Annotated in this window: 21 protein-coding genes; 11 read left to right on the plus strand and 10 right to left on the minus strand. The window is 59.9% G+C overall.

Annotated elements, in window-relative coordinates:
* Positions 1–454: 454 nt before the first annotated feature.
* The 7 genes from I2G43_RS06580 to I2G43_RS06610 form a co-directional block, all read right to left on the minus strand.
* Entirely contained in the window at positions 455–1,279 is an 825-nt protein-coding gene (locus I2G43_RS06580) for a hypothetical protein (protein WP_195535539.1), read from the minus strand.
* The gene (locus I2G43_RS06585; RefSeq protein WP_195535540.1) at positions 1,276–2,001 is read right to left on the minus strand and encodes an ABC transporter ATP-binding protein; all 726 of its coding nucleotides are present in this window, start codon (positions 1,999–2,001) and stop codon (positions 1,276–1,278) included. Before I2G43_RS06585 ends, I2G43_RS06580 begins: the two co-directional genes overlap by 4 nt.
* A gap of 146 nt (positions 2,002–2,147) precedes the next feature.
* Entirely contained in the window at positions 2,148–2,477 is a 330-nt protein-coding gene (locus I2G43_RS06590) for a helix-turn-helix domain-containing protein (RefSeq protein WP_195535541.1), read from the minus strand.
* Between the two features lie 9 nt (positions 2,478–2,486).
* Entirely contained in the window at positions 2,487–3,047 is a 561-nt protein-coding gene (locus I2G43_RS06595; protein ID WP_195535542.1) for a hypothetical protein, read from the minus strand.
* 230 nt (positions 3,048–3,277) lie between these two features.
* Positions 3,278–3,634 (minus strand): Hpt domain-containing protein, encoded by a 357-nt coding sequence (locus I2G43_RS06600; RefSeq protein WP_138113231.1) that lies wholly within the window; start codon positions 3,632–3,634, stop codon positions 3,278–3,280.
* Between the two features lie 24 nt (positions 3,635–3,658).
* Positions 3,659–5,539, minus strand: coding sequence for a diguanylate cyclase (locus tag I2G43_RS06605; RefSeq protein ID WP_195535543.1), 1,881 nt, complete (start codon positions 5,537–5,539; stop codon positions 3,659–3,661).
* 211 nt (positions 5,540–5,750) lie between these two features.
* Entirely contained in the window at positions 5,751–6,548 is a 798-nt protein-coding gene (locus I2G43_RS06610) for an alpha/beta fold hydrolase (protein ID WP_195535544.1), read from the minus strand.
* A gap of 175 nt (positions 6,549–6,723) precedes the next feature.
* Here I2G43_RS06610 and I2G43_RS06615 point away from each other — a divergent pair, with 175 nt between their 5' ends.
* From I2G43_RS06615 to I2G43_RS06625, 3 genes are all read left to right on the plus strand, one after another.
* Positions 6,724–7,500: a radical SAM protein gene (locus I2G43_RS06615; RefSeq protein ID WP_195535545.1), complete on the plus strand. Its 777-nt coding sequence runs from the start codon at positions 6,724–6,726 to the stop codon at positions 7,498–7,500.
* Positions 7,501–7,643: 143 nt separating this feature from the next.
* Entirely contained in the window at positions 7,644–8,531 is an 888-nt protein-coding gene (gene map / locus I2G43_RS06620) for a type I methionyl aminopeptidase (RefSeq protein WP_195535546.1), read from the plus strand.
* A 134-nt stretch (positions 8,532–8,665) separates the two neighbouring features.
* On the plus strand, positions 8,666–9,601 hold the full coding sequence (locus I2G43_RS06625) for a D-2-hydroxyacid dehydrogenase (protein ID WP_195535547.1): 936 nt from the start codon (positions 8,666–8,668) through the stop codon (positions 9,599–9,601).
* A 174-nt stretch (positions 9,602–9,775) separates the two neighbouring features.
* On the opposite strand, the gene I2G43_RS06630 is transcribed toward I2G43_RS06625, so the two are convergent.
* From I2G43_RS06630 to I2G43_RS06640, 3 genes are all read right to left on the minus strand, one after another.
* Positions 9,776–10,270: a PIN domain-containing protein gene (locus I2G43_RS06630; protein WP_195535548.1), complete on the minus strand. Its 495-nt coding sequence runs from the start codon at positions 10,268–10,270 to the stop codon at positions 9,776–9,778.
* On the minus strand, positions 10,263–10,643 hold the full coding sequence (locus I2G43_RS06635; protein ID WP_117584152.1) for a translation repressor RelB: 381 nt from the start codon (positions 10,641–10,643) through the stop codon (positions 10,263–10,265). The genes I2G43_RS06630 and I2G43_RS06635 overlap by 8 nt, the downstream gene beginning before the upstream one ends.
* Positions 10,644–10,857: 214 nt before the next feature.
* The gene (locus I2G43_RS06640) at positions 10,858–12,243 is read right to left on the minus strand and encodes a M18 family aminopeptidase (RefSeq protein WP_195535549.1); all 1,386 of its coding nucleotides are present in this window, start codon (positions 12,241–12,243) and stop codon (positions 10,858–10,860) included.
* Between the two features lie 324 nt (positions 12,244–12,567).
* On the opposite strand from I2G43_RS06640, the gene I2G43_RS06645 reads away from it, so the two are divergent.
* From I2G43_RS06645 to I2G43_RS06680, 8 genes are all read left to right on the plus strand, one after another.
* Positions 12,568–16,407 (plus strand): penicillin-binding Tp47 domain C-containing protein, encoded by a 3,840-nt coding sequence (locus I2G43_RS06645; protein WP_229071651.1) that lies wholly within the window; start codon positions 12,568–12,570, stop codon positions 16,405–16,407.
* Positions 16,408–16,507: 100 nt separating this feature from the next.
* On the plus strand, positions 16,508–18,001 hold the full coding sequence (locus tag I2G43_RS06650; protein ID WP_195535550.1) for an FMN-binding protein: 1,494 nt from the start codon (positions 16,508–16,510) through the stop codon (positions 17,999–18,001).
* Positions 17,994–18,467 (plus strand): FMN-binding protein, encoded by a 474-nt coding sequence (locus tag I2G43_RS06655; protein WP_195535551.1) that lies wholly within the window; start codon positions 17,994–17,996, stop codon positions 18,465–18,467. Before I2G43_RS06650 ends, I2G43_RS06655 begins: the two co-directional genes overlap by 8 nt.
* Positions 18,467–19,504: a 4Fe-4S binding protein gene (locus I2G43_RS06660; protein WP_195535552.1), complete on the plus strand. Its 1,038-nt coding sequence runs from the start codon at positions 18,467–18,469 to the stop codon at positions 19,502–19,504. Before I2G43_RS06655 ends, I2G43_RS06660 begins: the two co-directional genes overlap by 1 nt.
* 89 nt (positions 19,505–19,593) lie before the next feature.
* A complete protein-coding gene (locus tag I2G43_RS06665) occupies positions 19,594–20,667 on the plus strand; it encodes an FAD:protein FMN transferase (RefSeq protein ID WP_195535553.1) in 1,074 nt (357 codons plus the stop codon).
* An 8-nt stretch (positions 20,668–20,675) separates the two neighbouring features.
* Positions 20,676–21,089 carry a NusG domain II-containing protein gene (locus tag I2G43_RS06670; protein WP_195535554.1) on the plus strand — a complete coding sequence of 138 codons (414 nt, stop codon included), beginning with the start codon at positions 20,676–20,678 and terminating at the stop codon, positions 21,087–21,089.
* Positions 21,090–21,098: 9 nt separating this feature from the next.
* Positions 21,099–22,250 (plus strand): Gx transporter family protein, encoded by a 1,152-nt coding sequence (locus tag I2G43_RS06675; protein WP_195535555.1) that lies wholly within the window; start codon positions 21,099–21,101, stop codon positions 22,248–22,250.
* Entirely contained in the window at positions 22,223–23,779 is a 1,557-nt protein-coding gene (locus I2G43_RS06680) for a CbiQ family ECF transporter T component (protein ID WP_229071653.1), read from the plus strand. Before I2G43_RS06675 ends, I2G43_RS06680 begins: the two co-directional genes overlap by 28 nt.
* The last annotated feature ends 29 nt before the right edge of the window (positions 23,780–23,808 follow it).

The raw sequence follows: 23,808 nt of genomic DNA on the forward strand, positions 1-23,808 counted from the left end.
AACGATCGCGCAGTTAAGACGGTACAAAACGACGCTCGACAGGACAAAGGCGCCCAAAAGGGCGAAAGAAGACAGCATCGCTCGCGCAACAGTAGCGCATACCCGCTTCCCTCCCCGAGCCTCCGACAACCCCCACGGTTCCTCAACAAAGCCCGAACTGACAAAGCACGGAACAATGCAAGCCGCGATGAACGGAAAGAACAATGCGTGAGCCAACGGGGCCACGTTGAACAACAGACCGCGAAAAACCTCTGCATTATCAAATAGAAGGACATCCTCTGCCGATAGCCGAAGCGTCGGGTCTGGGAAAAAGCCCAAGAAACTGTTCTCACGGAGGCTACAGAACCACATCGGGAAAGAATTAAGCTGCAATACCACCATGCACGCATAAATTGCCAGGATTAAGGCGTATGCCCATTTGCTCGCATGCTTCAATTCTGAATGGAGGAACCCTTTAATCTGACGAGCCATTGAGTACACCTCCGACATGACAGGTCACGAGAGTGTAAATCAATACCGATAGACAGCCGGCTGCCGCGCCATACCCCAGAAGCGTGAGCTGGCCCATATCGCTATACCCAAGGGCACATCCGACTCCAAGGTACGGCCCCGGAAGAAAGAAGATCCATCGCAAGGATGGTGTGGGCGACTGAAGGTAAGCTCCGTAGAGCGTCAGGCTCATGACAAACCCTATTATTACCGCAGCCCCGCTAAATACGGCGCTGCTTGTAATCCGGTAGATGGTCACCGTCTCCAACGCAACCGATATCACCAATACGGCGTTGACTAACATCGCAGGCAAAAATGCAGCCAGCATGCCGTGCGTGCAGTTTTGTCCCCCACGTATTATGGCTATTGCAAGCAGAAGAAGGCAAAGCACGCTATATGCTGCGACAATCATTAAAGCAGACGAAAGCACGTGTGCCAGAGCCCCATTAAAGCGGGCGAGGCCTCTTGCCGAAGAAATTCGGTATCCCTCTTTATAGCCATGCTCCTGTAAAAGCACCAGACAAATGATGAGTGGGACGAACAGGGATGTACCGACAAAAGCACTGCGCGCAAGGGACTCGTCAGGCGCAGAAGGGTCGATTACATTCCAGATGAAACCAATATCCTCCCCACAAACGCCATTGCCAAAGGCTAGCAACGTTGCTCCGTTATTTAGGATGACGCCAAAGAGAAGACCGAACGTCAACATAAGCGCAAGACCAAACTGCGCCGGGAACATTCTGTGCAAACGCATCAAATCTGCCCTTATGGGACGAATCGCCTGCTTCATAGCGAGACCGCCTTCATCAAGCGCCTGTAATACTCTTTTAGGGACGACGCCTCATCCCTTATGACGTCCATCGATTCCTTTTTCAGCAGTTCACCGTCATGAATAAACAGGCAGCTTGTTGCAACCGATGCCAACTCATCCAAATCATGACTAGAGATGAGCATGGTCTTACCCTGCTCTCGATTCAATCGACCGATAAGGGCCCATATATTCTCGATGCCCAGCGGGTCCAACCCATTTGCCGGCTCATCAAAAATAAGCAAGTCGGTGTCACCCAACAAAGCCGTAGCTATATCCAGCCGCCGTTTCATTCCCAGAGAAAAACTGCTCACGCTCTTTTTCTCTTCGACGTCCAGTCCAACCAGACTCAAAACGCGAGGAACCTCACGGCTCTCATCGAGCCCCCATTCCGCACATCGGATTTGAAGATTCTCAGCCGCACTGAGGGACTGGTATGCTCCGCTGGAATCTGGCACATAGCCAACATGCGCTCGCATCAGGCTCAGCTCTCTTTTTGACTTGCCTCCAAAGAGCTCCACGCTCCCCGAAGATGGCTCACAGAGGCCCAATACGATTTTAATGAGCGTGCTTTTGCCTGCCCCGTTCTCACCAACAAGGGCGCAGAGCTCAGACTGATGCACCTCGAAGGAAACGTCACGCAAAACGCGCCGTTTCCTATAGCGCTTCGACACCTTTGATAGCCTTACCGCTGATGCACTCATATCGTTCCCCCTTTCTCTTATCGAATTTACTTCTAGTTATTGTTTGTCGATAACTTGAATTTGTCAAGATAATTTCAAAAGAAAGGACCTGCGTTAAACACGGGTCCCATCGCACTGATATTTCGTTTTTAGTTGTTCGCTTTATGCTACTCGTCGCTCAAATCTACAGCAAAGACTGATGTCGGAAGCGACGCCTCGTTGCCTCCGCCGTCCCGCATCTGCCTCACGACATTTTTTGCGCGCTCGACAATAAGCTCCTCGAGCTCCTCCTCGCTCACGCGCTGAATAATATCTCCCGGCTGACAATCAAGTTCATCACAGATATCGAGAAGCGTCTTGAGGCGAATGGCTTTAATTTTTCCGTTTCTTAGCTTTGAAATATTAGCCGGAGTATGCCCCGTCGCCCGAATCAGATCGGCGCTGGTCTTTCCGGTCTTAAGCAGCTGTGTCTCGAGCTCGATGATGAGATAGCTCATGTTTCCTCCCTACACAAGCTCATCAGACTGCTCTTGGAGCAGCGAGGCATAACTCCAGATTGCCGAGATAAATAAACAGACGACCGCGCCGATAAACGACCCCGCATCCAAGGTAACACCTTGGCAAATCGCAACAACGAAGGAATGAGGCACGATGTAAAGCTCCAGTCCGCCAATGGTGAGATCGACCGATTCATAGGCACCAACAAGCGAAACCGCGGCGTTAACAGCAAAGGCAAGTGCAAGAACACGGATAAGCCGCACATGCGCCTTGGTAAAGGGCGATACGCCCCGCGAGATGTTACGGCCAATTCCGCACATAACGACAAGCGAAATACCTGCGACAAGCGCCATGCACAGTCCGCTTGGGATGACGACGCGCCCGCCGTCGAGAAGCGTCACGACACCGAAAGAATCGACAGAAGCAACGTTTGCAACCGCATACCAGATCACGTAAACAACCAACGCGGCAAAAGCGACGAGCATCCCTGCAAAAACGGCTGCCATGCAAAAACCAAGCTTCCTGATATTTTCGCCCGCCTTGACCATACGCTGAACGCTGTTGGACATACACTCACCCTCATCGACTCTATCGTTATTCGAACAGTTTATCGAACAACGATATGGATTGCATGCGGAAAGCCCCGCCAGTGCGCATAGGCCATTTACTAATCAGAAGGGGTGAGAGTGGATTTTTGGACACGTATCGAACGAGAGTGGATAATCTCCCACTTTGAGGCCGCCACCGGGCCTAAAACGGGAGAGTATCCACTCTCATAGTCATCAAAGCTCGCAAGCTCTTATTCGGCCGCCTCGCGCAGGGCCGACATCGTAGCCGCATATTGCTGCTGTAACGCATGCATTCCCTCGCGAGCGCCGTCAACAGCATCGGCGCCGCGCAGCGCTTCGGTCACCACGACCGCTGGCTCGTACAGATTATCGAATCCCAGGTTCTGGCTCACGCCCTTGAGCGTGTGCGCTGCCATAAACGCTTCCTCGGCGTCTCCTGCCGCCATGGCAGCTTCCAACTTGTCCATGCTCTCGTCATCTAAAAACTTGAGGGCAAAGCGGGCAAGCATTTCCCCGCCCATCAGCCGAGCACACGCGTCATCATAATTAGCGCCGATCTTCTCATACGCCTCACGCATGGAAATCATGGATTAAAAACTCCTTTGGTCAAACTAAATCGTGGGAAACGCGACGACGTCGGCAGGGCGTGCCAACGTCTCGGCAATTTGGTCTTGCACCTCGAGCAGACAATCGAGCAGCAGCGGGTTAAAGGTGCCGCACTTACCGTCCAGGATCATCTGGATCGCCTCCTCGTGCGGGATAGCGTCCTTGTACACGCGCACGCTCGTCAGTGCATCGTACACGTCAGCCACCGAGACCACCTGCGCGGCGATGGGGATATCGTCGCCCTTAAGGCCATCGGGATAACCCTTGCCGTCCCAGCGCTCGTGGTGCCAACGCGCAATCTGGTACGCATATTCCATAAGCGCATTGCCGGCGTGATGGCTACCCAGCTCACGCAGCATGTCGGCGCCGATCGTGGTATGTGTCTTCATAATCTCGAACTCCTCGGGCGTAAGGCGTCCGGGTTTGTTGAGAATCGCATCGTCAATCGACATCTTGCCGATATCGTGCAGCGCCGAAGCCAGGGCAATCGTGGAGCGCTCCTCATTGTCGAGGGAGATGGTGCCACTACGCTGGACCAGACAGCCAAGCAGCAGCTCGGTCAGCTTCTCGATGTTCGTAACGTGCCTGCCGCTCTCGCCGTTACGAAGCTCCATGACGCCGGCCATGATGTCGATGAGCATGCGACTGTTCTTGACACGCTCGTTGTACTGCTGGGACAGCAGGTTCGTCAGGCGGCGCTGTTTGGCGTATAGGCGGATGGTGTTGCTTACGCGGCGGCGCACGACACGGGAGTCAAACGGGCGGTTGATATAGTCCGAGGCGCCCAGCTCGTACGAGCGCAGAACCATATCATCGGAATCTTCGCTCGAAATCATGATGACAGGCAGATTGTCGATACCCGATCGGCGCGACAGATCGGCCAGTACCTCAAAGCCGCTCGCGCCCGGCATGACAATGTCCAGCAGCACGAGCGACAACTCATCGCCATAACGGTCGACCATATCGAGCGCCGTACGACCGTTATCGGCCTCGAGGATGCAATACTCGTCCTTGAGCATCTCGTTGAGAATGGCTCGGTTCATCTCGGAGTCATCGACAATAAGCACCGAAGGTTTTTCGCTTTGGAAGGCCTCGATGGAATCGGCATCGGTCACGACCGTACCGGCTTTTGCCTTAGCGCGGCTCAGTAACTGGACAGCACGGCCAACGCCCTCATCGACCGTCTCGCCATGAATGCGAACGCCACCAACACATGCCGTCAAGCTCACGTACTCATGGCCCGGAATAATCGTGGAATGGACGGCATCGGATACCTGACGCAGACGACGGGCAAAGTCATCGGAGGGAATATTGGGCATGACGACCACAAACTTGTCGCAGCCATAGCGCACAAGTTCGTCAGTCGAACGAATACCGCTGCGTATGGCTGTTGCCACAGCACCGAGCGCAAGGTCGCCGGCATGGCGGCCACATGTATCGTTGAAGACCCTAAAATCATCAAGGTCGATCACCGCCACGCCAGCCTTCATGCGGGCGCTACGAAGCTTTTCTTCGTAATATCGGCGATTGCGCACATTCGTCAGCACGTCGGTGTAGACAAGGTCCTCTTCTGCAGCCTCTTGCCCATCGATCGGACGCACCATCAGCAAGACATGAGGCTCGCCCTCGACCTTTAGAGGGCGCAGACGGGCGCGGTACTCAACACCATCGTTGAGCAGTTGCTCCGACACCTCATCGGAATCTGTCAAGGCCTCAAGACTCGACTGACGCAGACAAGGGCAGCGATCGCCGGCGAGCAGGCAGTTAGGCTCGCTCTTAATCTGATCGGCCGACAGCAAACGTACCACGGGGTAGGTCCTTGCGACACGGGCGACCTCGGCGGCAGCCTCCTCGTCGGTTAGATTGACCTTGTGATTATTGAGCATACGGGGCCCTTTCGATAGTTTCGCATGGAGCGGTGGGTTCCAAATGTTACAAGGGTAACACCTTGTCGATGCAGGTAGGCACGTGAATGCTGTTACATTTTTATGAGTTGGCAGACGGCGCGATTGAAGCCGCAAACGTAAGGTTTTGAGCGCATTTGTTAACACGGCCGAAACGTTTGCGGATGAAGCCTGTTTTGTTTTTTTGCAGCTGCTAGAACCCCAGGATGCCACGGACAGTCTGGGCAGCCGCTGCCGGGCGATCGCGCAGGCCGTTGTGCGCGCCGGGAACCATTACGAGGGGGCAATCCAAAAGCTCAGCCGCCATCCTCGTTCCCGCCTCGCGGGGCGTACCAATCGAGAGCTCGCCCAAAAGCACGGAGGCCACCGTTTTCGACGCGCGAACGCTATCCCAATCGGGAACGCAGGTCATAGTAATCCCGTATTCGTTCGCCATGAAACTGCGGCCGTTGCGCAGGGCATGCTTGGCTTCCGCCACGGTCAACTTGGGGGCCTCAGGGTCCGAATCGCCGATGGCGCCCAGGAAGGCCCGTAATGCCCTGGAGACCTTTCCTGCGGCGATCATCTCGAGCAAAACCGGGGCCGCGCCCAGACCGGCACCCTCATCCGTCACGGCGGGTTCATGCAGAATCGCACGCGAGATTATGGCGGGGTTTGCACGGAGAAGCTCCAGGGCCACCAGCGTACCGGCACTGTGCGCGAGCACGTTTACCGGAGCGCCAATATGCTCGATAACAGCTTGCAGGTCGGCGGCTTGGGCGGCGAGGTCGTAGCGTCCGTCTGCAGCGTCGCCACTCTCGCCGCAACCGCGGCGGTCGTAGGCAATGACGCGATAGTCGCAGGCGAGCTCGCGGGCGATACCGTCAAAAAAGACACCGTCGACGCAGGCGCCGTGAACGCACACCAAGGCGGGTGCATCGGACGATACACCCGGGCCGGCATACTCGCGGCAGGCGATCGTGGTGCCCGCATTCTCGACCGTAAAATCCATGTTGTGCCCCATCGTCTTGCGTTTTGTTAACAGATTAACTGTACCCGACCCGATACCTTTCATGACGCGGCATCGAAGGCAGAGTTAAAAAACGAAACCTGCAAAGCACAAGCCCGGACCATACGTTGGAGCCGATGCTATGCTTAAGGTTAATTGTCTTGAGGAGCTTTTACCTATGTCTACGTTTCTAAATGCCAGCCCCATCTTTGGGCCCGTTCGCAGCCGTCGCCTGGGCCTTTCGCTCGGTGTCAACATGATGCCGGCGAGCGGCAAGATCTGCACGTTCGACTGCATCTACTGCGAGAACGGTCTCAATGCCGAGCGCCCCTGTCACGAATCGTATAACACGGCTGCCGTGGTGCTCGATGCACTCGAGGCCAAATTGCGCGAGATGGCAGTCGAAGGTGAGCTGCCCGATGTAATCACGTTTGCCGGCAACGGCGAGCCCACCGCCGCACCGGAGTTTCCGCAGGCCATCGCCGGCGCTGTCGCGCTGCGCGACGAGTTTGCCCCAAACTCCAAGATCGCCGTGCTCTCCAACGGCACGCGCGCCGACCGCCCCGAGGTGCACGACGCGCTCATGATGGTCGACGACAATATCCTCAAGCTCGATACCGTCGACCCGGCGTTTATCCAGCTGCTCGACCAGCCTGTTGGCCCCTACGACGTCGAGCACCAGATTGAGACGTTCGTAAGCTTTGACGGTCACGTTATTATCCAGACAATCTTTTTGACCGGCGAGTATCAGGGCAAGCTCATCGACAACACCGGCGAGGAGTACGTCGGCCCTTGGCTCGCGGCGCTCGAGCGCATTCGCCCGCAGGAGGCGACCATCTACACGGTGGCGCGCGAAACGCCAGTCGCCGGCCTTACCAAAGCAGCACCCGAGGTGCTCGACGCGATCGCCGAGCGCGTGCGCGCCCTCGGCATCCCCTGCCAGGTGAGCTACTAGCCCACAACCGCCCAGGGTAGTCTTTTTGGGACGGGGCTTTTTAGCTGCCCCTTATCCCATGCAGGGTCAGCCAAAAGAGCCCCATCCCAAATGAGCTGGTCTGCGGGTGGGCTATACTAGCTGCGGATGAAAGGAAGTTAGCCATGTATGACAAAGGACCCGTACCCGGCCGCAACGACGCTTGCTGGTGCGGCAGCGGCAAGAAATACAAGAAATGCCACAGCGCTTTCGACGAGCGCCTCGAGCGCCTGTGGGAGGAGGGCTGGGAGGTTCTGCCTCGCACGCTCTACAAGACTCCCGCCGATATCGAGGGCATCAAGCGCTCGGCAGCCATCAACGTGGGCGTGCTCGATTATGTGGGCGAGCATATCGCCGCAGGCATGACCACCAACCAGATCGACCAGATGATCTACGACTACACCGTCGAGCACGGTGGCACGCCGGCCGACCTCAACTACGAGGGCTATCCCAAGAGCGTGTGCACCTCGATCAACGACGTGGTCTGCCACGGTATCCCCTGCGATACGGACGTGCTGCACAAGGGCGACATCATCAACGTGGACTGCTCCACGATCCTAGACGGCTACTTTAGCGACTCGAGCCGTATGTTCTGCATCGGCGAGGTCTCGGCCGAGCGCCAGCGCCTGGTCGATGTCACCCGCGCCAGCGTGGAGGCGGGTCTGGCGGCCGTCAAGCCATGGCTGCCGCTCTCCGTCATGGCCGAGGCCGTGCAAAAGACGGTCGAGGACGCCGGTTTTAGCGTGGTGCGCGAGTACGGCGGACACGGCATCGGTAAGGAGTTCCACGAGGACCCGTTTGTGGGCTTTACCACCGAGGCGCCCGATGTGGACACCATCATGGCTCCGGGCATGGTCTTTACCATCGAGCCCATGGTCAACGCCGGAGCGCCCGACATCAAGATCAGCAAGGGCGACGGCTGGTGCGTGCGCACCAAGGACGGCAGCGATTCGGCCCAGTGCGAGGTACAGCTCGTGGTGACCGAGGACGGCTACGAGCTGCTGAGCTGGTAGCCGTGGATGCGCCGGGCTTCACGATGGATATGTTAACCATCGCGAAGCCCGGCGTTTTTATAGCGTTTTGCCTGATAAAACCTGCCAAAATAAACCTGTCCCTTTTTTGGCAGGTTGAGCGGAGAGGACTGCCTGTGAACATCCTGGTTTTGCTGCCCGTCAACGACCGTCATCGCGCAATTCTTGAGTCGAGCGCTCCGGGCGAGGACTTTATCTACACGAGCGCCGACGCCGCCGCGCGCAAGCAGGTCGCCGATGCCGACGTGATCCTGGGCAACATCGACCCTGACATGCTCACGGCATGCGAGCATCTCCAGCTGTTGCAATTGCAGACCGCCGGCTATGACGACTACCTTGCCGCCGGCACCGTGCCAGCCGACGCCAAACTGTCTTGCTCGGTGGGCGCCTACGGCCAGGCCGTGAGCGAGCACATGTTTGCCATGGTCCTTTCCATGATGAAGCGCCTGCCCGGCTATCACGACTTGCAGCGCGAGCATCGCTGGGAGGATTTGGGGCCGGTTACCTCGCTCAAAAATGCCAACGTGCTGGTGCTGGGCGCGGGCGATATCGGCGGCCACTTTGCCACGCTCTGCCGCAGCATGGGCGCACACGTCCGCGGCATCAAGCGCCATCCGCTCGTCTATCCCATTGTGTTTGAGTACATGGACGGCATGGACGCCCTCCCCGAGCGCCTGGCCGAGGCTGACATCGTCGCATCCTTTATGCCCAGCACACCCGAGACCCGCGGCCTGGCGAACGCCGAGTTCTTCACCGCGATGAAACCGGGCGCCTTCTTTGCCAACGGCGGCCGCGGCGATCTTGTGGTCGCCGACGACTTGGTTGCGGCACTCGAGTCCGGGCACCTTGCCGGTGCTGCGGTCGACGTCACCGACCCCGAGCCGCTGCCTGAGACAAGCCCACTGTGGGATGCGCCCAACATGCTCATCACGCCGCATGTCTCGGGCTGGTTCCACTTGGAGGCTACGCTCAACAATGTGGTCGACATTGCCGCAGAGAATCTGCGTCACCTGCAAGCCGGCGAAACTTTACGTTGTTGGATCGAGCATTAGGGTTCCGCCGTTCTAACGAACGGCGGACCACTCGACGCTGCGAGCCCGCCGTTTGGCCAATCTGCCGTTCAATTTCAAAGGCGCGACCAGAAGGTCAGCGCCTTTTCATTTCACGGCACCTTGGCGCAAACGGCGGGCTCTCGCTGACTTTTGTTCGGCCAGTGAGGTCTAGAGCTATTTGAGCGTTGCTAAGTAATTTTTTGCGTCTTCTACACTCATTGCTGCGACGGGTGCGTGTAAAGAGAGCTTGACATCGTTGGTGACCAGGAGATCTGCCTTTGCGCGTATCGCTGCCGCAATGATTAAATCGTCTTCGTAATCGCTATGGAGCTCACGCTGCCTGCTCGCCATCCATATATCGCTCAGGTCACAGGGCACTGGCGTGGCAAGCTGCGACAGCACGCTAAGACAATCCCATGCAAGCGAAGTCGCTACCGTAGCGGCATACTGGGAAAGCGAACCATGCTCGCGCCGATACCATGCCTTATGTTCGCTTGAAATCAAATAAAACAGGTCTTTGGACGATGTCGCCGCGTACAGCAAATCAACCTGCGCCGTGCATGCATCGCGTAAAAACTCAATCGCCACCGAACGACCACGTCGTGAGGGAATGAAGTAATCGAGCCACACGTTGGTGTCAACCAAGATGCGCTCTGGAGTCTCACTCATAGAGCCAGCTCATCTCCTCGCCATAGCGATCCGCATAGGCATTCCGTTTGAGCTCTTCGTCGTCCGATGGCTGAGCCTTGACCATATCGATTCCCGACTCACAGCAAGCGGCAGCGAACAGCTTCGACCCCTGATCCATGAGCTCGAGCTTACGTTTGGCGGCCTTTTCGCGCTCGCGCTGTTCCGCCCGGGCACGACTGGGCAGCAGGATATCCTCGAGCGCACCGGGGCGATCGGCCAGCGACGCTGCAAGCTGCCAGAGCGCTCGCACCGCTTGGCTCGGCGTCATACCGGCCTTGGAGAGAGCGGCGTCCCCACTCCTTTTAAGATCGGCATCGAGACGTACGTTGATCTGAGCGGCTGTTGTGGTCATAACCCCTCCTTAATACTTCAAAACTATCATAAAACTCTATGGTAGATACGTAAAGCATGTATAGCATTTATAAGCATTAGCCGTACTCTGTACACAAAAAGCCGCCGAGGCACACTGCACCTCGGCGGCTACGCATCACCAATCCAGTTCGGTTTCACCCTTTGCATTCGCCCAGATAAAACCTGCCAAAATTAACATCCCTTTTTGGCAGGTTTTAGAGCTCCACACTTTCGGCGCCGTTGATGGTTAGGTTGCGCTCGTAGAAGGCGGTGAGGGCGCGGATAGCGTACATCACGTCGCGCACGCCGCCGGTCTCGTAGCTCGAGTGCATGGCAAGCTGCGGCAGGCCCACGTCCACGGCATGCATGCTCGCCTGCATATTGGACAGATTGCCCAGGGTAGAACCGCCGGCCATATCGCTTTTGTTGGCAAAGGCCTGCGTGGGCACGTCGGCGTCATCGCAAATGGCCTGGAACACCGCGCGGCTAAAGGCGTCGGTGCAGTAGTGCTGGTTGGCGGCCTCCTTGATGACGATGCCGCCGTTGAGTACCACCTGATTGCGGGCATCGCACTTCTCGGCATGGTTGGGGTGCACGGCATGTGCATTGTCGCAGCTTACAAGCATCGAGGCGGCAAGTGCGCGGTGGTACGACTCGTCGTCAAAGCCCAACGATCCGTTGATGCGGCGCAGCGCGTCGGCCAAGAACGTCGACATGGCGCCCTGCTTGGTCTCGGAGCCAACCTCCTCATTATCAAAGCAGCAGAAGACCGAAACGTCGTGCGCGTTCTCGGCACCCAAAAATGCCTGCAGTGAGGTGTAGGCGCAGGCCAGGTCGTCGAGCTTGGGCGTCGAGATGAACTCGTCGGCCCAGCCCCAAATGCGCGCATCCTGACGATTGACCAGGAACAGATCGCGGCCCAGGATCTGCTCGGGCTCAACGTCCAGTTCGTCAGCGATCAGGGCGTCAAAATCTCCCTGCTTAAGGTCACCGGCGCTGATGAGCGGGCACAGATCAATGGCTCGGTTGGGAGCAAAGTCCTCGTTAACGCCGCGGTTCATGTGGATGGCAAGGCTCGGGATAATAGCGACCTCGCGCTCGGTGGCAAGCAGGCGGCTCTCAATACGGTCGCCCTCGCGCACCAGCACGCGTCCGGCCAGCGCGAGCGGACGATCAAACCAGGTGTAGTCGATCATACCGCCGTAAGCCTCGGTGTTCAGGCGCAGCGTTTCGCCCGCGCCGTCAAGCTCGGGCACGGCCTTGACCTTAAACGTCGGCGAATCGCTGTGCGACGCCGTGAGCTGAAAATGATAGTCACCGGCAACGCCGTCCTCGCCCCACGTCGCGGCCAGGTCCTCGCCCACCTTAAAGGCAACAACGCTCGAGGTGTTGCGCTGCGTGTAATAGCGCCCGCCCGGCTCGATATCCCACGCCGCATTCTCGGGCAGGTAGGTAAAGCCCGCCTCGTCGAGTTCGGCCATAATGGTCGCTGCCGTATGGAACATGCTGGGGCACGCCTCGATAAAGTCGATAAGGTCGTTGGCGGCCTCGATATCGTCGGCCGTCACATGCGCGCGCTCGGGCGTTTCCTGATCCGTCATGCTCTCCCCTTTCGCTGGGCTGATGGTCCCCTCCAGCATACCCCCAACTGACCGGCCTGTCCGACAAATCGAATGCCAAACAAAGCCAGACGCTCCAAACAGAAAAGTCGATGCTCTTGCGTTACAGGCAAACGACAATTGAATTGACAAGTTAACCAGTGGTAATTTCTGGTATTTTTGTTTACTGCCTTTAACTTTTTGCGGTAAGCAACATGAGTTCTATGGCAGTTACCTATCATGTGCGACGCACATGACCACTGTCCATCCGGGTGCAACAGGAAAGGAGAGCAGCACCCAACGACCGATCGATAGAAAAGAGGTTCTATGCACAACGATAACGCTGTGCTGCGCAAGCTCAACACTGTGGGCAGCAATGCCTGCCGAGGCGCACTCATCGCCGCGATGACCGTCTCGATGATGCCTACCAGCGCTTTTGCCGCAGCAGCAACAACGGAGACCGGCTCCGAAGCTACCAACAACGCGCCGATCTCCGCCACCAGTGAGGAAACGAAGTCCCTCAGCTCCGAGTATAGCCTGAGTGCCGTCTCTGACGACGCCGCATCCTCCTCGACCAGCTACGATTTGACTAAAATCGCAGATGGTACGTATGAGGGCACGGCCACGGCCGACTCGAAGGACCCGCTCAATAAAGCTGGCGACGAATGGAACGCAGCTGATGGAAAGTATGACGTCAACGTCAGCGTAACCGTCAAGTCTGGCAAAATTGCCAAGGTCGAAGTCGCCGACTACAGTAGTTTGGGCGACGATGACTGGGACCGCATGGACAAGGCCGTTAACGGTTTTAGCAAAAAAGGCACGTCCTATAAGGGCATCGTCGAGCAAATCGAGACTGCCGGCAACACTACCTCAATCGATGCTGTTTCGACCGCCACGATCTCGTCCAACGCCATCAAGGCTGCCGTCGATAATGCCCTGCAAGCTGCCTATGACGAGCAGAATCCGTCGACCCCTGCGACCGACGAGTACACCTACGGTTACGCTGGCCTGACGTGGGCCGAGTATTGGGCTGGTGAAAACGTGCAGGCGGCAGGGTCCTCCGCTTCGTCGAGCGAGCTCGATTCCCGCAACGAGGCCGACAAGGGCGCTTTTGACGTGGTGACCCGTGCAACCTTTAACCACGGCCTGCATCGCGGCAGCTATCAGTGCACCGACGTGATCAAAACTGCCGAGGGCGTAAAAATTTACCCTTCGTATTATCCCGACAGCAAGTCCTTTGTTGATGTCGATGGCAACGTCTTTTCTATTGACAGCAAGGCTAAGACCGTGACGGCGGCCGACGGCACGGTGTACACCATGACGGGTCACGAGGTCACGGGACTCAAGTACGTTCCCGTCAAAATCAAGACCAGCGACCTGGAGGCTTTTAAGGCGAGTCACAGCTTTGTCGCCAATGGCGAGACGCTCGCCGGCGGCTACGGCGAAAATAACCTCCAGGCCTACTCCGGCCTGGTTGCGTCCGTCGACGCCGACACCAACGGCCTTAAGACCGTGACCAACAACAACGGAACCTTCAGCTTCTCGGCCGCCGCCACCGGCACCGACTCGGGCATCAAGGGTCAGGAGCTCAAGACCGCCACGGGTATTGAACCCACGGTTAAGGACGCGAGCGGCTCCTACGGCGAGTTCCTGCGCGTAGACCTCAACGGCACCTATGGCGACCTGGGCGCCAATATGCAAAGCGTCACCTGGACCTATTACGGCGACGACGCGACCTGCACCAACGCCCTTGCCACCTACGGCACCAAGTTCGCGGCCGACAACTGGATGCACAAGTCCATGGGCATTCAGCTGGGCCTCACTAAATCCGAGCGCTGCCAGCTGCCCAAGGGCACCAACGGCACCGGCTACTGGAAGCTTACCGTCCATGCCTTGGGCTACAACGATTACACCTACACCTTCCAGGCGACCGATGACAACATCGTGGGCGCCAAGGAGCCGGTGACCGACGCCACCAAGGCCCAGCTGCAGGAGCTCTACGATAAGGCGACGTCCCTCGATAAGTCCAAGTACACCGAGGACTCCTGGACCGCCTCGTCCATCGAGGCCGAAACTGTCGAGACCAAGGACCTGCTCGCCAAGAAAAACCTGGGCGAAGCCGAGGCCGCCGAGCAGATCAAACACCTGCAGGGCGCGCTCGACGCGCTCGTGAGCCTGTATCCCCAGGCCGGCGACTACGTGCTCATGAACATCCCCTACAGCGATTTCTATGCCTCCGAGAGCAATAACAAGGGCACTGATGTCGTAACTTCGGCAACTAAGCAGAAGACGCGTTCGACGCTCGCCGCCGGCAGCTATCATGTCAACGCCGACGGATCCGATATTTCGGGCGTGACGTTTGCCGTCAAGGTAGGTGAAGGCGATATCGACTGGTCCAAGTTCACCCGCGTGACCGACGACAGCTTGGTAACCGTCACCACCTCGATCAAAGGCAAGGAGTCCACGACGACCTACACGGGCAAGGACGCCCTGTTTGAGTCTGCGAACTACTCTTACTACGTGCTGCCTGCCGGCGAGGTTCCGACCAATTACAAGGAGCTCACCGCCGATTCCAAGGGCAACCTAAGCTTTGGCGCTGTCAAGGGCAAGGAAGCCACCGAACTTGCAAACGTCACCGCCGACTTTAAGACCTCCAGCAAGTACGGCGACTACGAGATCGACTTTAAGAACCTGCGCGAGCAGATGGTCGACGCCGACGGCAACCAGGCGACCGTATACGGTGCCGTGGTCAATGCCGCCGATGCGGACGGCACCACCGAGGGCTATGGCATGCGCACCGTCGAGAACATCTGGAAGGGCAAGGAGATTGCCTGGAGCTGCGGCCTGGTCAACGAGTCTCACGGCAGCCCGTTGAGCTCGCGGCACTACAAGTCCATGATGGGCAAGACCATCAAGAGTGTGACGTTCTACACCTCTACGGGCACCTACACCGTTGCCATGAACCAGTACGTCCCCGTCAAGGCCTCCAAGTCCGAGATCGACGTCGAGGCGAACGCCAAGGCCGATGCCGAGACCGCCGAAGTCAAGGCGACGCTGCCGGCAGACTTCAAGGTCGAGTACAAGCTCGACGACGCCGATGTCACGGTCGACAACGGCACGTTCTCCATCAAGGACCTCAAGCCCGGCAAGCACACCCTCGTGGCGCGCGACGCCTCGGGCAAGTATGCCGATGTGACGAGCGAGTTCACCGTCACGACCGACAAGACCGTCGCCAAGTTTGACGAGGGCACCTCGAAGATCACCGCCGCCAACGAGGGCGACGATGTCGAGAACTTTATCGGCAACATCACCACGGTCAACGTCAACGGCACCGACTACGCCGCTTCCGGCCGCGGTTCCGTCAAAATCATCAACGCCGACGGCTCCATCAACCTCGACGCCGTCGCCGGCGGTCAGCAGAGCGCCAAGCCTAAGGCCACAGGCCAGCAGCAGGGCACCAAGGTGTTTGCCAACTACGGCACCTACACCATCAAGGTGACCTCCACCGGCTACAACACCCCGCTCGAGTTCACCTTTACCCACAAGGCCGACCGCACCGACCTCGATAAGGCCATCGATGCAGCCGAAAAGCTCGACAAGAGCGCCTTCACCGCCGTCTCCTGGAACGCCATGAGCGACGCCCTCAGCGCCGCCAAGACCGTCCAGGCCAACGATGCCGCCACCGATGACGCCATCGCCCAGGCCCTGAACGCGCTCAACAGCGCCGTGGCCAACCTCGCCGCCAAGGCGACTGATGAGGCCAAGTCCGCGCTCGCCGACCTGATCGAGAGCGCCGGCACCGTCAAGAACGACGGCTACACCGACGCCTCCTGGAACGACTTCCAGACAGCACTCGATGAGGCTAAGCAGGTTGCCGCCTCTGAGGACCCCTCCGCCAGCGAGGTGGCTTCTGCCGTTGACAAGCTGAAGGCCACCCAGGACGCACTTACCAAGAAGGGCACGGAGGGAAAGCCCGCCGGTGGCTCCACCTCTACGACGACCACGACGACGACCACCGATACCAAGAAGGCCAATGCATCCAAGAAGGACGCAAGCGGCCTCCCCGGCACCGGTGATACCCAGATCGCCACGGTCGGCATCTTCGCCGGTATCGGCGCCGCCATTGCGGCCGCCGGCGTCGCCATCCGCCGCCGCATGCAGCACTAGCGCCTAAAACGCGCGCCACGCGCTCGCAACGCAAGCGCCCGCAGCCCCAACCAGGGCTGCGGGCCTTTTCTCATACTCGACCACGGGAGACCACCCACAAATGGACAACTACCAACCCAAGCACTCAAAAGCCAAGGCGCTCGGCCACGGCCTCGCCACGGCAGGCTTCATCGTGCCCTCGATCGCCGTGGGCGCAACCGTGGCCCTCGTGGTGTCCCAGTACACCCCGCTCGTGGCCAAGACGGTCGCCGCCACGCCCGCGCAAGAGGCCGCAGGCGCCGACCTCAAGACCGTCGACACCTCCAACGTCCAGAAGGAGACGGCAACGCCGGCAACCGAATCGCTCGACCCCTCGGCCTATGGTATGGACGCCGCAAACCTCAAGGACGGCACCTATGAAGGCACAGGTACCGGCTTTAGGGGCAGTATCACCGTGCGCGTGACCATCGCGGGCGGCAAGATCGTGGCAATCGACATAGTGTCGTCTGCAGACGACCCAGCCTACTTTGGGCGTGCCCGGGCGATCACCCAGTCGGTGATTAGCGCTCAGTCGACGTCGGTCGACACTATCTCGGGTGCCACGTATTCATCAAAAGGCCTGCTCATGGCCATCAAAAACGCACTGGTCAAGGCATCGGGCGGGCTTGCCGAGGCTGTTGCCCCCGCCCCTGCGGCCGGCGGCTCCTCCAATAAGCCCCACCACACCATCGACCCCTTCACGCCCGCCGGCGGCTACGCAGACGGCGTCTACACCGACTCCGCCTGGGGATACAGCGAGGACACGCCCGTCAGCGTGCGCGTGACCATCGCGAACGGCAAGATCGCCAACATAGAACTCGTGAACACGGGCGACACGCCCGAGTATTGGAGCCGCGCCTGGAACGCACTCCCCGGGCTCGTCATGCAAAAGCAAAGCGTCAATGTCGACACTGTGACAGGAGCCACGTATTCGAGCGAGGGCATCCTGGGCGCCATCCAGGGCTGCCTTAAGCAGGCCGCAGCCGGCACAAAGGACCCCGAGCCCGCGCCCGGCCCCGACCCCGCGCCCAACCCGGACCCCTCGCCCGACACGCCAGACGAGGTCCACTACGCCGACGGCGACTTTACAGGCTACGCCCTCTGCAAAAACGAGGAGGACGACGAAGCCTTCAGCCCCTACTACGTCAAGCTCACCGTCACCGTTAAGGACGGCAAGGTTACCGGTATCCACGATATCGAGGGTGTAGGCGGCAAGCCTGACGAGAGCCTCTCCGACGCGCTTGATCCCTTTGACGAGGATAACGAGCCCTACCTCGATAACGCCATCGACGGCCGCACCTTCCGCGGTACCGTCTACACCGGCATCCCCGAGCAGCTGCTCGCGGGCACCGAGGCTGGCAAGATCGACGTGGTGGCGCGCGCCACCTACTCCAGCCGCGCCATCGCCAACGCCTACACCGACGCCCTCGCGCGCTCGGCCGCGGCTTATAAGAACGCGAACGACAGCAAAGGCGACAAGGCAGACGCTTCTGACAAGACAAACGCCCCCGATGAGCCTACGGCCAACCCGACCGCCGCAAACGGGGCCACCGAGGAGGCTGGCGCCCATGCGTAACCCGTTTGCCCTCCTTGGGCGCCACCTCTGGCGCAACCGCAATTTCTATCTCAAAGCCGTCAACGCCGCGGCCGTCGTCGCCATCGTAGCGGGCTACAGCAGCTGGGCCGCCCAGGCGGCAGAGGCCGACGCCCGCACCCAGGCGGAGGCTGTCCAGGCCGAGCGCTCGCAGACGCGCGGCGCCTACGACACCGACGGCACCTTCGAGGGCAGCGCCCAGGGCTACGGCGGCACTGTCACCTGCCGCGTGACCATCGAGAACGGATACATCGAAAGCGTCGAGGTCACGGACCACGCCGGCGAGACCCCCGCCTACTTTGCGCAGGCCGAGGGCCTCACGCAGACCATCTGCGATGCCCAGGGAACCAACGTCGACACCGTCTCGGGTGCCACGTTCTCGAGTGCCGGCATCCTAAACGCCGTCAACGCGGCGCTTGAGCAGAGCAACGCCGGAGGTACGCAGTAATGGCCAGGACTGCATCCACCAAGACCCGCGGCGCAAAGCGCCCCGCGGGAACCCTTGAAAGCCTGCGCAACGGCGCAAACGTCATCGCGCACCCCAAGAACAAGATGCAGGAGCGCCTGCGCCGACAGTACCTCCATCGCGGTGTGCGCTGGTGCGTACAGTTCGGCTTTCTCATCTGCTTCCCGGCCGCCTGGAACGCCGCCTTCAACGGCGTCAAGTACATCTTCACGCAGCTCGGGAGCCATGCACCCATCGAGCTCACCGGCTTTTTATCCCTGCTTTTGGCCCTCTTGGCCTTCACCTGCGTGTTCGGCCGTTTCTTCTGCGGCTTTGCCTGCGCCTTCGGTACGCTCGGCGATATCGTCTACGCGCTTGCAACCCCGCTGCGCCGGACACTCCGCCTTGAGGGCAAGGGCGCGCACCGGCTCCCCGCGGGCGTGCAGCACGCGCTCCAGCTCGTCAAGTACGCCGTCCTCGTGGGCATCTGCGCCCTCTGCGTGATGGGTATCTGGCCCCAGGTCTCGGGCGCGAGCCCCTGGGTCGCCTTCGCCGGCATCACTGCGCGCTCGCTCGAGGGCATCGCGCCCACGGCCTTTGCCGCGCTTGGCGCGGTCATGGTTGGGATGGCCTTTGTCGAGCGTTTCTTCTGCCAGTTCCTCTGCCCCTTCGGCGCCATATTCTCGCTGCTGCCGGTGTTGCCGATCTCGCTTTTCAACCGCCGCCGCGAAAGCTGTGCGCGCGGTTGCAACCGCTGCCAGGACAGCTGCCCGGTACGCATCCACCCCGAGCGCGCCGACCTGCAATCGGGCGAGTGCATCGCCTGCGGGCGCTGCGCCGATGGCTGCCCCATGGCCAACGTGACGCTCGCCCGGCTCGACGGCTTTAAGCGCGATCAAGCAACCGACGATGCCAGCGAGCTCGCGCAGAGCAACACCCGCAAGCGCCCGCCCGCAGGGCCCGCCATTCGCGGGACCGAGGTTGCGCTCACGCTCGTCAAGGCTGCCATCCTCGCCGCGCTCTGCTACCTGCTCATGTAGGGCACGCGCACCCGCGGCCCGGCACCCCGTCAACACCGAGTCGTGCAGGCGCAGGCTCATCCGTAACGCCACCGACCAGAAAGCTCACCATGATCCAGACCCCCCACACCATCGACCGCCGCACGTTTATCGCCCTCGCAGGCGGGGCCCTCGTCTCTTGCGCCGGTGCACTTACCGGCTGCTCGGGCACGCAGGGCGACTCGGGCTCTGTAACCGCGTCCAAAGCGGGCTCCGCGGGCTCCGACAGCTCGCCCAAGGTGCAGAGCACGACGCTCTTTGTCTTCGACACTGTCGTGAATATCAGCGCCCAATGCAGCAAAAAGGTCATGGACGAGGTCGCCGACCGCTGCACCTACTTTGAGAACAAGTTCTCGCGCACCGTGGAGGGCTCGGATATCTGGAACATCAACAATGCAGGCGGCAAGCCCGTGGAAGTCGCGCACGAGACCGCCGAGGTCATCGAAGCAGCCATCCGCTACGCCGAGGAGTCCGACGGGCTCTTTGACATCACCATCGGCGCCGTCTCGAGCCTCTGGGATTTTGACAACGAGGTCAAGCCCGCAGATGAGGACATCCAGGCGGCACTGCCCCATGTCGACTATCGCACCATCACGGTCGACGGTACCACCGTCACCCTCTCCGACCCCGAGGCCAAGCTCGACTTGGGTGGTATCGCCAAGGGCTACATCACCGACGACCTCGTGGCGCTCTTTAAGAAGAGCGGCGTCAGAGATGCTTCCATCAGCCTGGGCGGCAACGTCTACGTGATGGGCAAAAGCTTTGACGGCGACGCCTGGAACGTGGGCGTGCAAGACCCCAACGGCGCGCAGGACGACGTGCTCGCCACGGTCAAGACGCGCAACCGCTCCCTTGTGACGAGCGGCCTCTATGAGCGCGGCTTTGAGCAGGACGGCACGTTCTACTACCACATCCTCGACCCCAAAACGGGCTACCCCGCCGCCACCGACCTCAAGAGCGCCTCGATTATGACCAAGAAATCCGTGCTTGGGGACGCCTACTCTACCATCCTGTTTTTGCTCGGCCACGACCGCGCCATGGAGCTCATCGAAAGCGATGAGCGCTTTGAAGACGGCGTTTTAGTCGATATGGACGATCGCGCCACCAAGAGCGACGGCTCGACGTTCAAGATCTTGCAGGACTAGGAGCCATGATGGTCAAGCGCAAAGGTGCGCGCGATGGGCGCGACAACAAAAGACTCAACCTCATCCTGGTTTTGGCGATAGCGGCCATCGCCTGCGTCGGCTTGGTCGCCACGCGTCTGATGGGAGCAAACACGAACGCCGACACGGCCACAGTCGTTATCCGCGATGGAGAGCAAAACGTCTACGAGCTTCCTCTGAGCCAGAACACGACCAAGAGCGTTACGACCGACTTGGGAACCAACCTCATCGAAATCAAAGACGGCCGCGTGCACGTCGAGGAAGCAGACTGTCCCAACCAGGACTGCGTGCACCAGGGCTGGATTGACGCTGCCGGGGAGCAAATTGTCTGCCTTCCGCACAAGCTTACCGTCGATATCGTCGACGCGAGCGCCGAGACCACCTACGACGTAGTGGGGCGCTAATCCGTGGAGATGGTCGATATCGAACACACTCGCCGCCTGGCGCGCGTTTCGCTGTTGTGCGCTTGCGCATTGGTGCTGTCCTATCTGGAGACCATGATTCCGCTGCCCGTCGCGGTGCCCGGCATTAAACTGGGCCTTGCCAACGTGGCCGTAGTCGTCGCACTCTATACGCTCGATGCCAAAAGCGCCGGTGCCGTTGCGCTCGTTAAGGTCTTTGCATCGGGCTTTTTGTTTGGTTCGCCCATGATGCTCGTCTATAGCCTAGGCGGCACGGTCCTCGCCTTTATCGGCATGGTCGCCCTTGCTGCCGTGCCGGGTGTTGGCTTGGTGCCCGTGAGCATGCTTGCCGCCGTGCTGCACAATGTAGGCCAGCTGGGCGTTGCCGCCATGGCGCTGCAGACCCCGGCAGTCTTTATCAATCTGGGCGTTCTGGGCGTCGCCGCCTGCGTCACCGGCGGCATTACGGGCGCGGTGGCAGAAGGTGCGCTCGCCGGTATTGAGCAAGCCGATGACACACGTCCCTCCGTCGATTGCGCTGCACTTGCCGCCAATATCGTGGCAGGAGAGCGCATCGCCTTTGTCGGCACCAACGGCAGTGGCAAAAGCACCTGTGCACTCGAGCTTGCGGGGCTGCTCAAAGACGTGAACGGGCACGCTATGTGCGTGCAGGGCACCGTAGGCCTTGCTTTTCAGGATCCCGATAACCAGATCGTCGCTCCAGTCGTGCGAGACGACATCGCCTTTGGACTCGAAAACCGCGGTGTCCCCCGCGACGAAATGCGTTCAGAAGTCTTGCAGGCACTCAACGAGCTTGGCATTGTCGAGCTTGAGCAACGCGATGTCGCCACGCTCTCGGGCGGCCAAAAACAACGCGTGGCGGCGTCGGGATTGGTTGCGCTCACCCCTTCGCTCATGATTTTTGACGAGACGACCGCCATGCTCGACGAGACCGCCCGCGAGGCCGTCAATGATCTCATCGATCATCTTTGCCAGCGCGATGTTGCCGTGATCCAGATCACGCAGTTGCTCGACGAGGTCGCGCGCGCCGACCGAGTCGCCGTCTTCGAGGCGGGCGCCATCGCATACCTGGGTACCGTGCAAGATCTTGCCGACCAGCGCGATCTGCTCATTCGATGCGGCCTGGAGGAACTGTGTCGTTAACCTGCTCAAACATAACCGTCCGCTATCCCGAAGCAGACGCCTGTACCCTATCTCGTGTTTCGTTGGAAATTAGGCCCGGCAGCGTGATCGGTATCGCAGGCACCTCTGGCTCCGGCAAGTCAACGCTGCTGCGTGCCCTTGCCGGAGCGCTTGCCGTGCAGGCGGGGTCTGTCGTGGCGGACGGCACCGCGCTTGGCACACACCCCACGGCGGATGAACTTCGTACGTACCGCAAAACCGTGGCACTCGTGCAGCAACGCCCCGAGCAGCAGTTTTTTGCCGCCACGGTCTTTGACGAGGTGGCGTTTGGCCCCCGCAATCTTGGACTGGACGAAGCCGAGGTCAAGCGACGCGTTGGCACATCGCTCGCCAGCGTCGGGTTTGATCTCGCCGCTATCGGCGACACAAGCCCCTTTGCCCATTCTGGCGGAGAGCAGCGCCGTATCGCCGTTGCCGATATGCTTGCACTCGAGACACCGTATTTGCTGCTCGACGAGCCCAGCGCTGGACTCGATCCCCGCGCCCACCGGCTGCTGCTCGAGCGCTTGGCTCAACTCGCACGCCAAGGCCGCGGCATTGTAATCGCCACGCACGATTCGCGTGTGGCGAGCATCTGCGACAAGGCCTTTCGGCTGCAGGACGGCATGCTGCTGCCGCAAAGTTCCGAGGGCATCCAGGTGACATCCGTTGGCGTGACGGCCGCACGTCCCGTGGAAACCGGACATACTCCGCCAGCGTCCAAGGCGGTCTCGTTTGGCATCTTTCGTCCGGGGTCAAGCCTCGTTCACCTGCTGCACCCCGCCACCAAGCTTGTATTCTGCATGCTCTTTATGATTGCCGGCTTTATCGCCCAGCAGCCCGGCGCCCTTGCCGCCGTCGCGCTCACCGCATTCGCCTCGCTCGCCGCAAGCGGCAGCTCGATGCGTCAGGCACTTCGTGCCCCCAGGCCATTTCGCTGGCTTATGGGGTTTGTCCTGGTCTTCAACGCACTCTTTACGGCATCGGGGACTCTGCTGCTGCAGGCGGGACCCGTGCAGATCACCTCGGGAGGTCTGCTCTTTGGCGCGCTCTGCGTGCTGCGTTTTGCCCTCATTATGCTGGGAACGTCGACGCTCATGGCGACCACCTCCCCCACCGCACTCGCCGATGGCGCCGCGGCGCTTCTGAGGCCCCTCGCCCGTTTTGGCCTGCGCACCGACGATGCCACCGTCGCCATACAGCTCACGCTTCGTTTTGTCCCCGTGCTTATCGAAGAGTTCAATCGTATCAAGGCCGCTCAGGAAGCGCGCTTGGCGCGCTTTGACAGTCCCTCGCCCCTGCAGCGTGCACGTGCTTTTATTCCCGTCATCACGCCCTTGTTTAGCAACGCGCTGCGGCGCTCTGACACGCTCGCGCTCGCCATGGTCAACCGCGAATACGGAGCGCACCCGGCTGTCAGCAGAACCTGCCTGCGCAGCTATCGCTTTGACCGGGCAGACCTTGCTGTTCTGGCGCTCGGATGCTGCATCGTTGCGATTGCGCTGCTCTAGGGCTCGGTATGCCATGCCACTCGCCGGAA

The sequence above is a fragment of the Collinsella aerofaciens genome, assembly GCF_015557435.1.
GTDB classification, from domain to species: Bacteria; Actinomycetota; Coriobacteriia; order Coriobacteriales; family Coriobacteriaceae; genus Collinsella; species Collinsella aerofaciens_Z.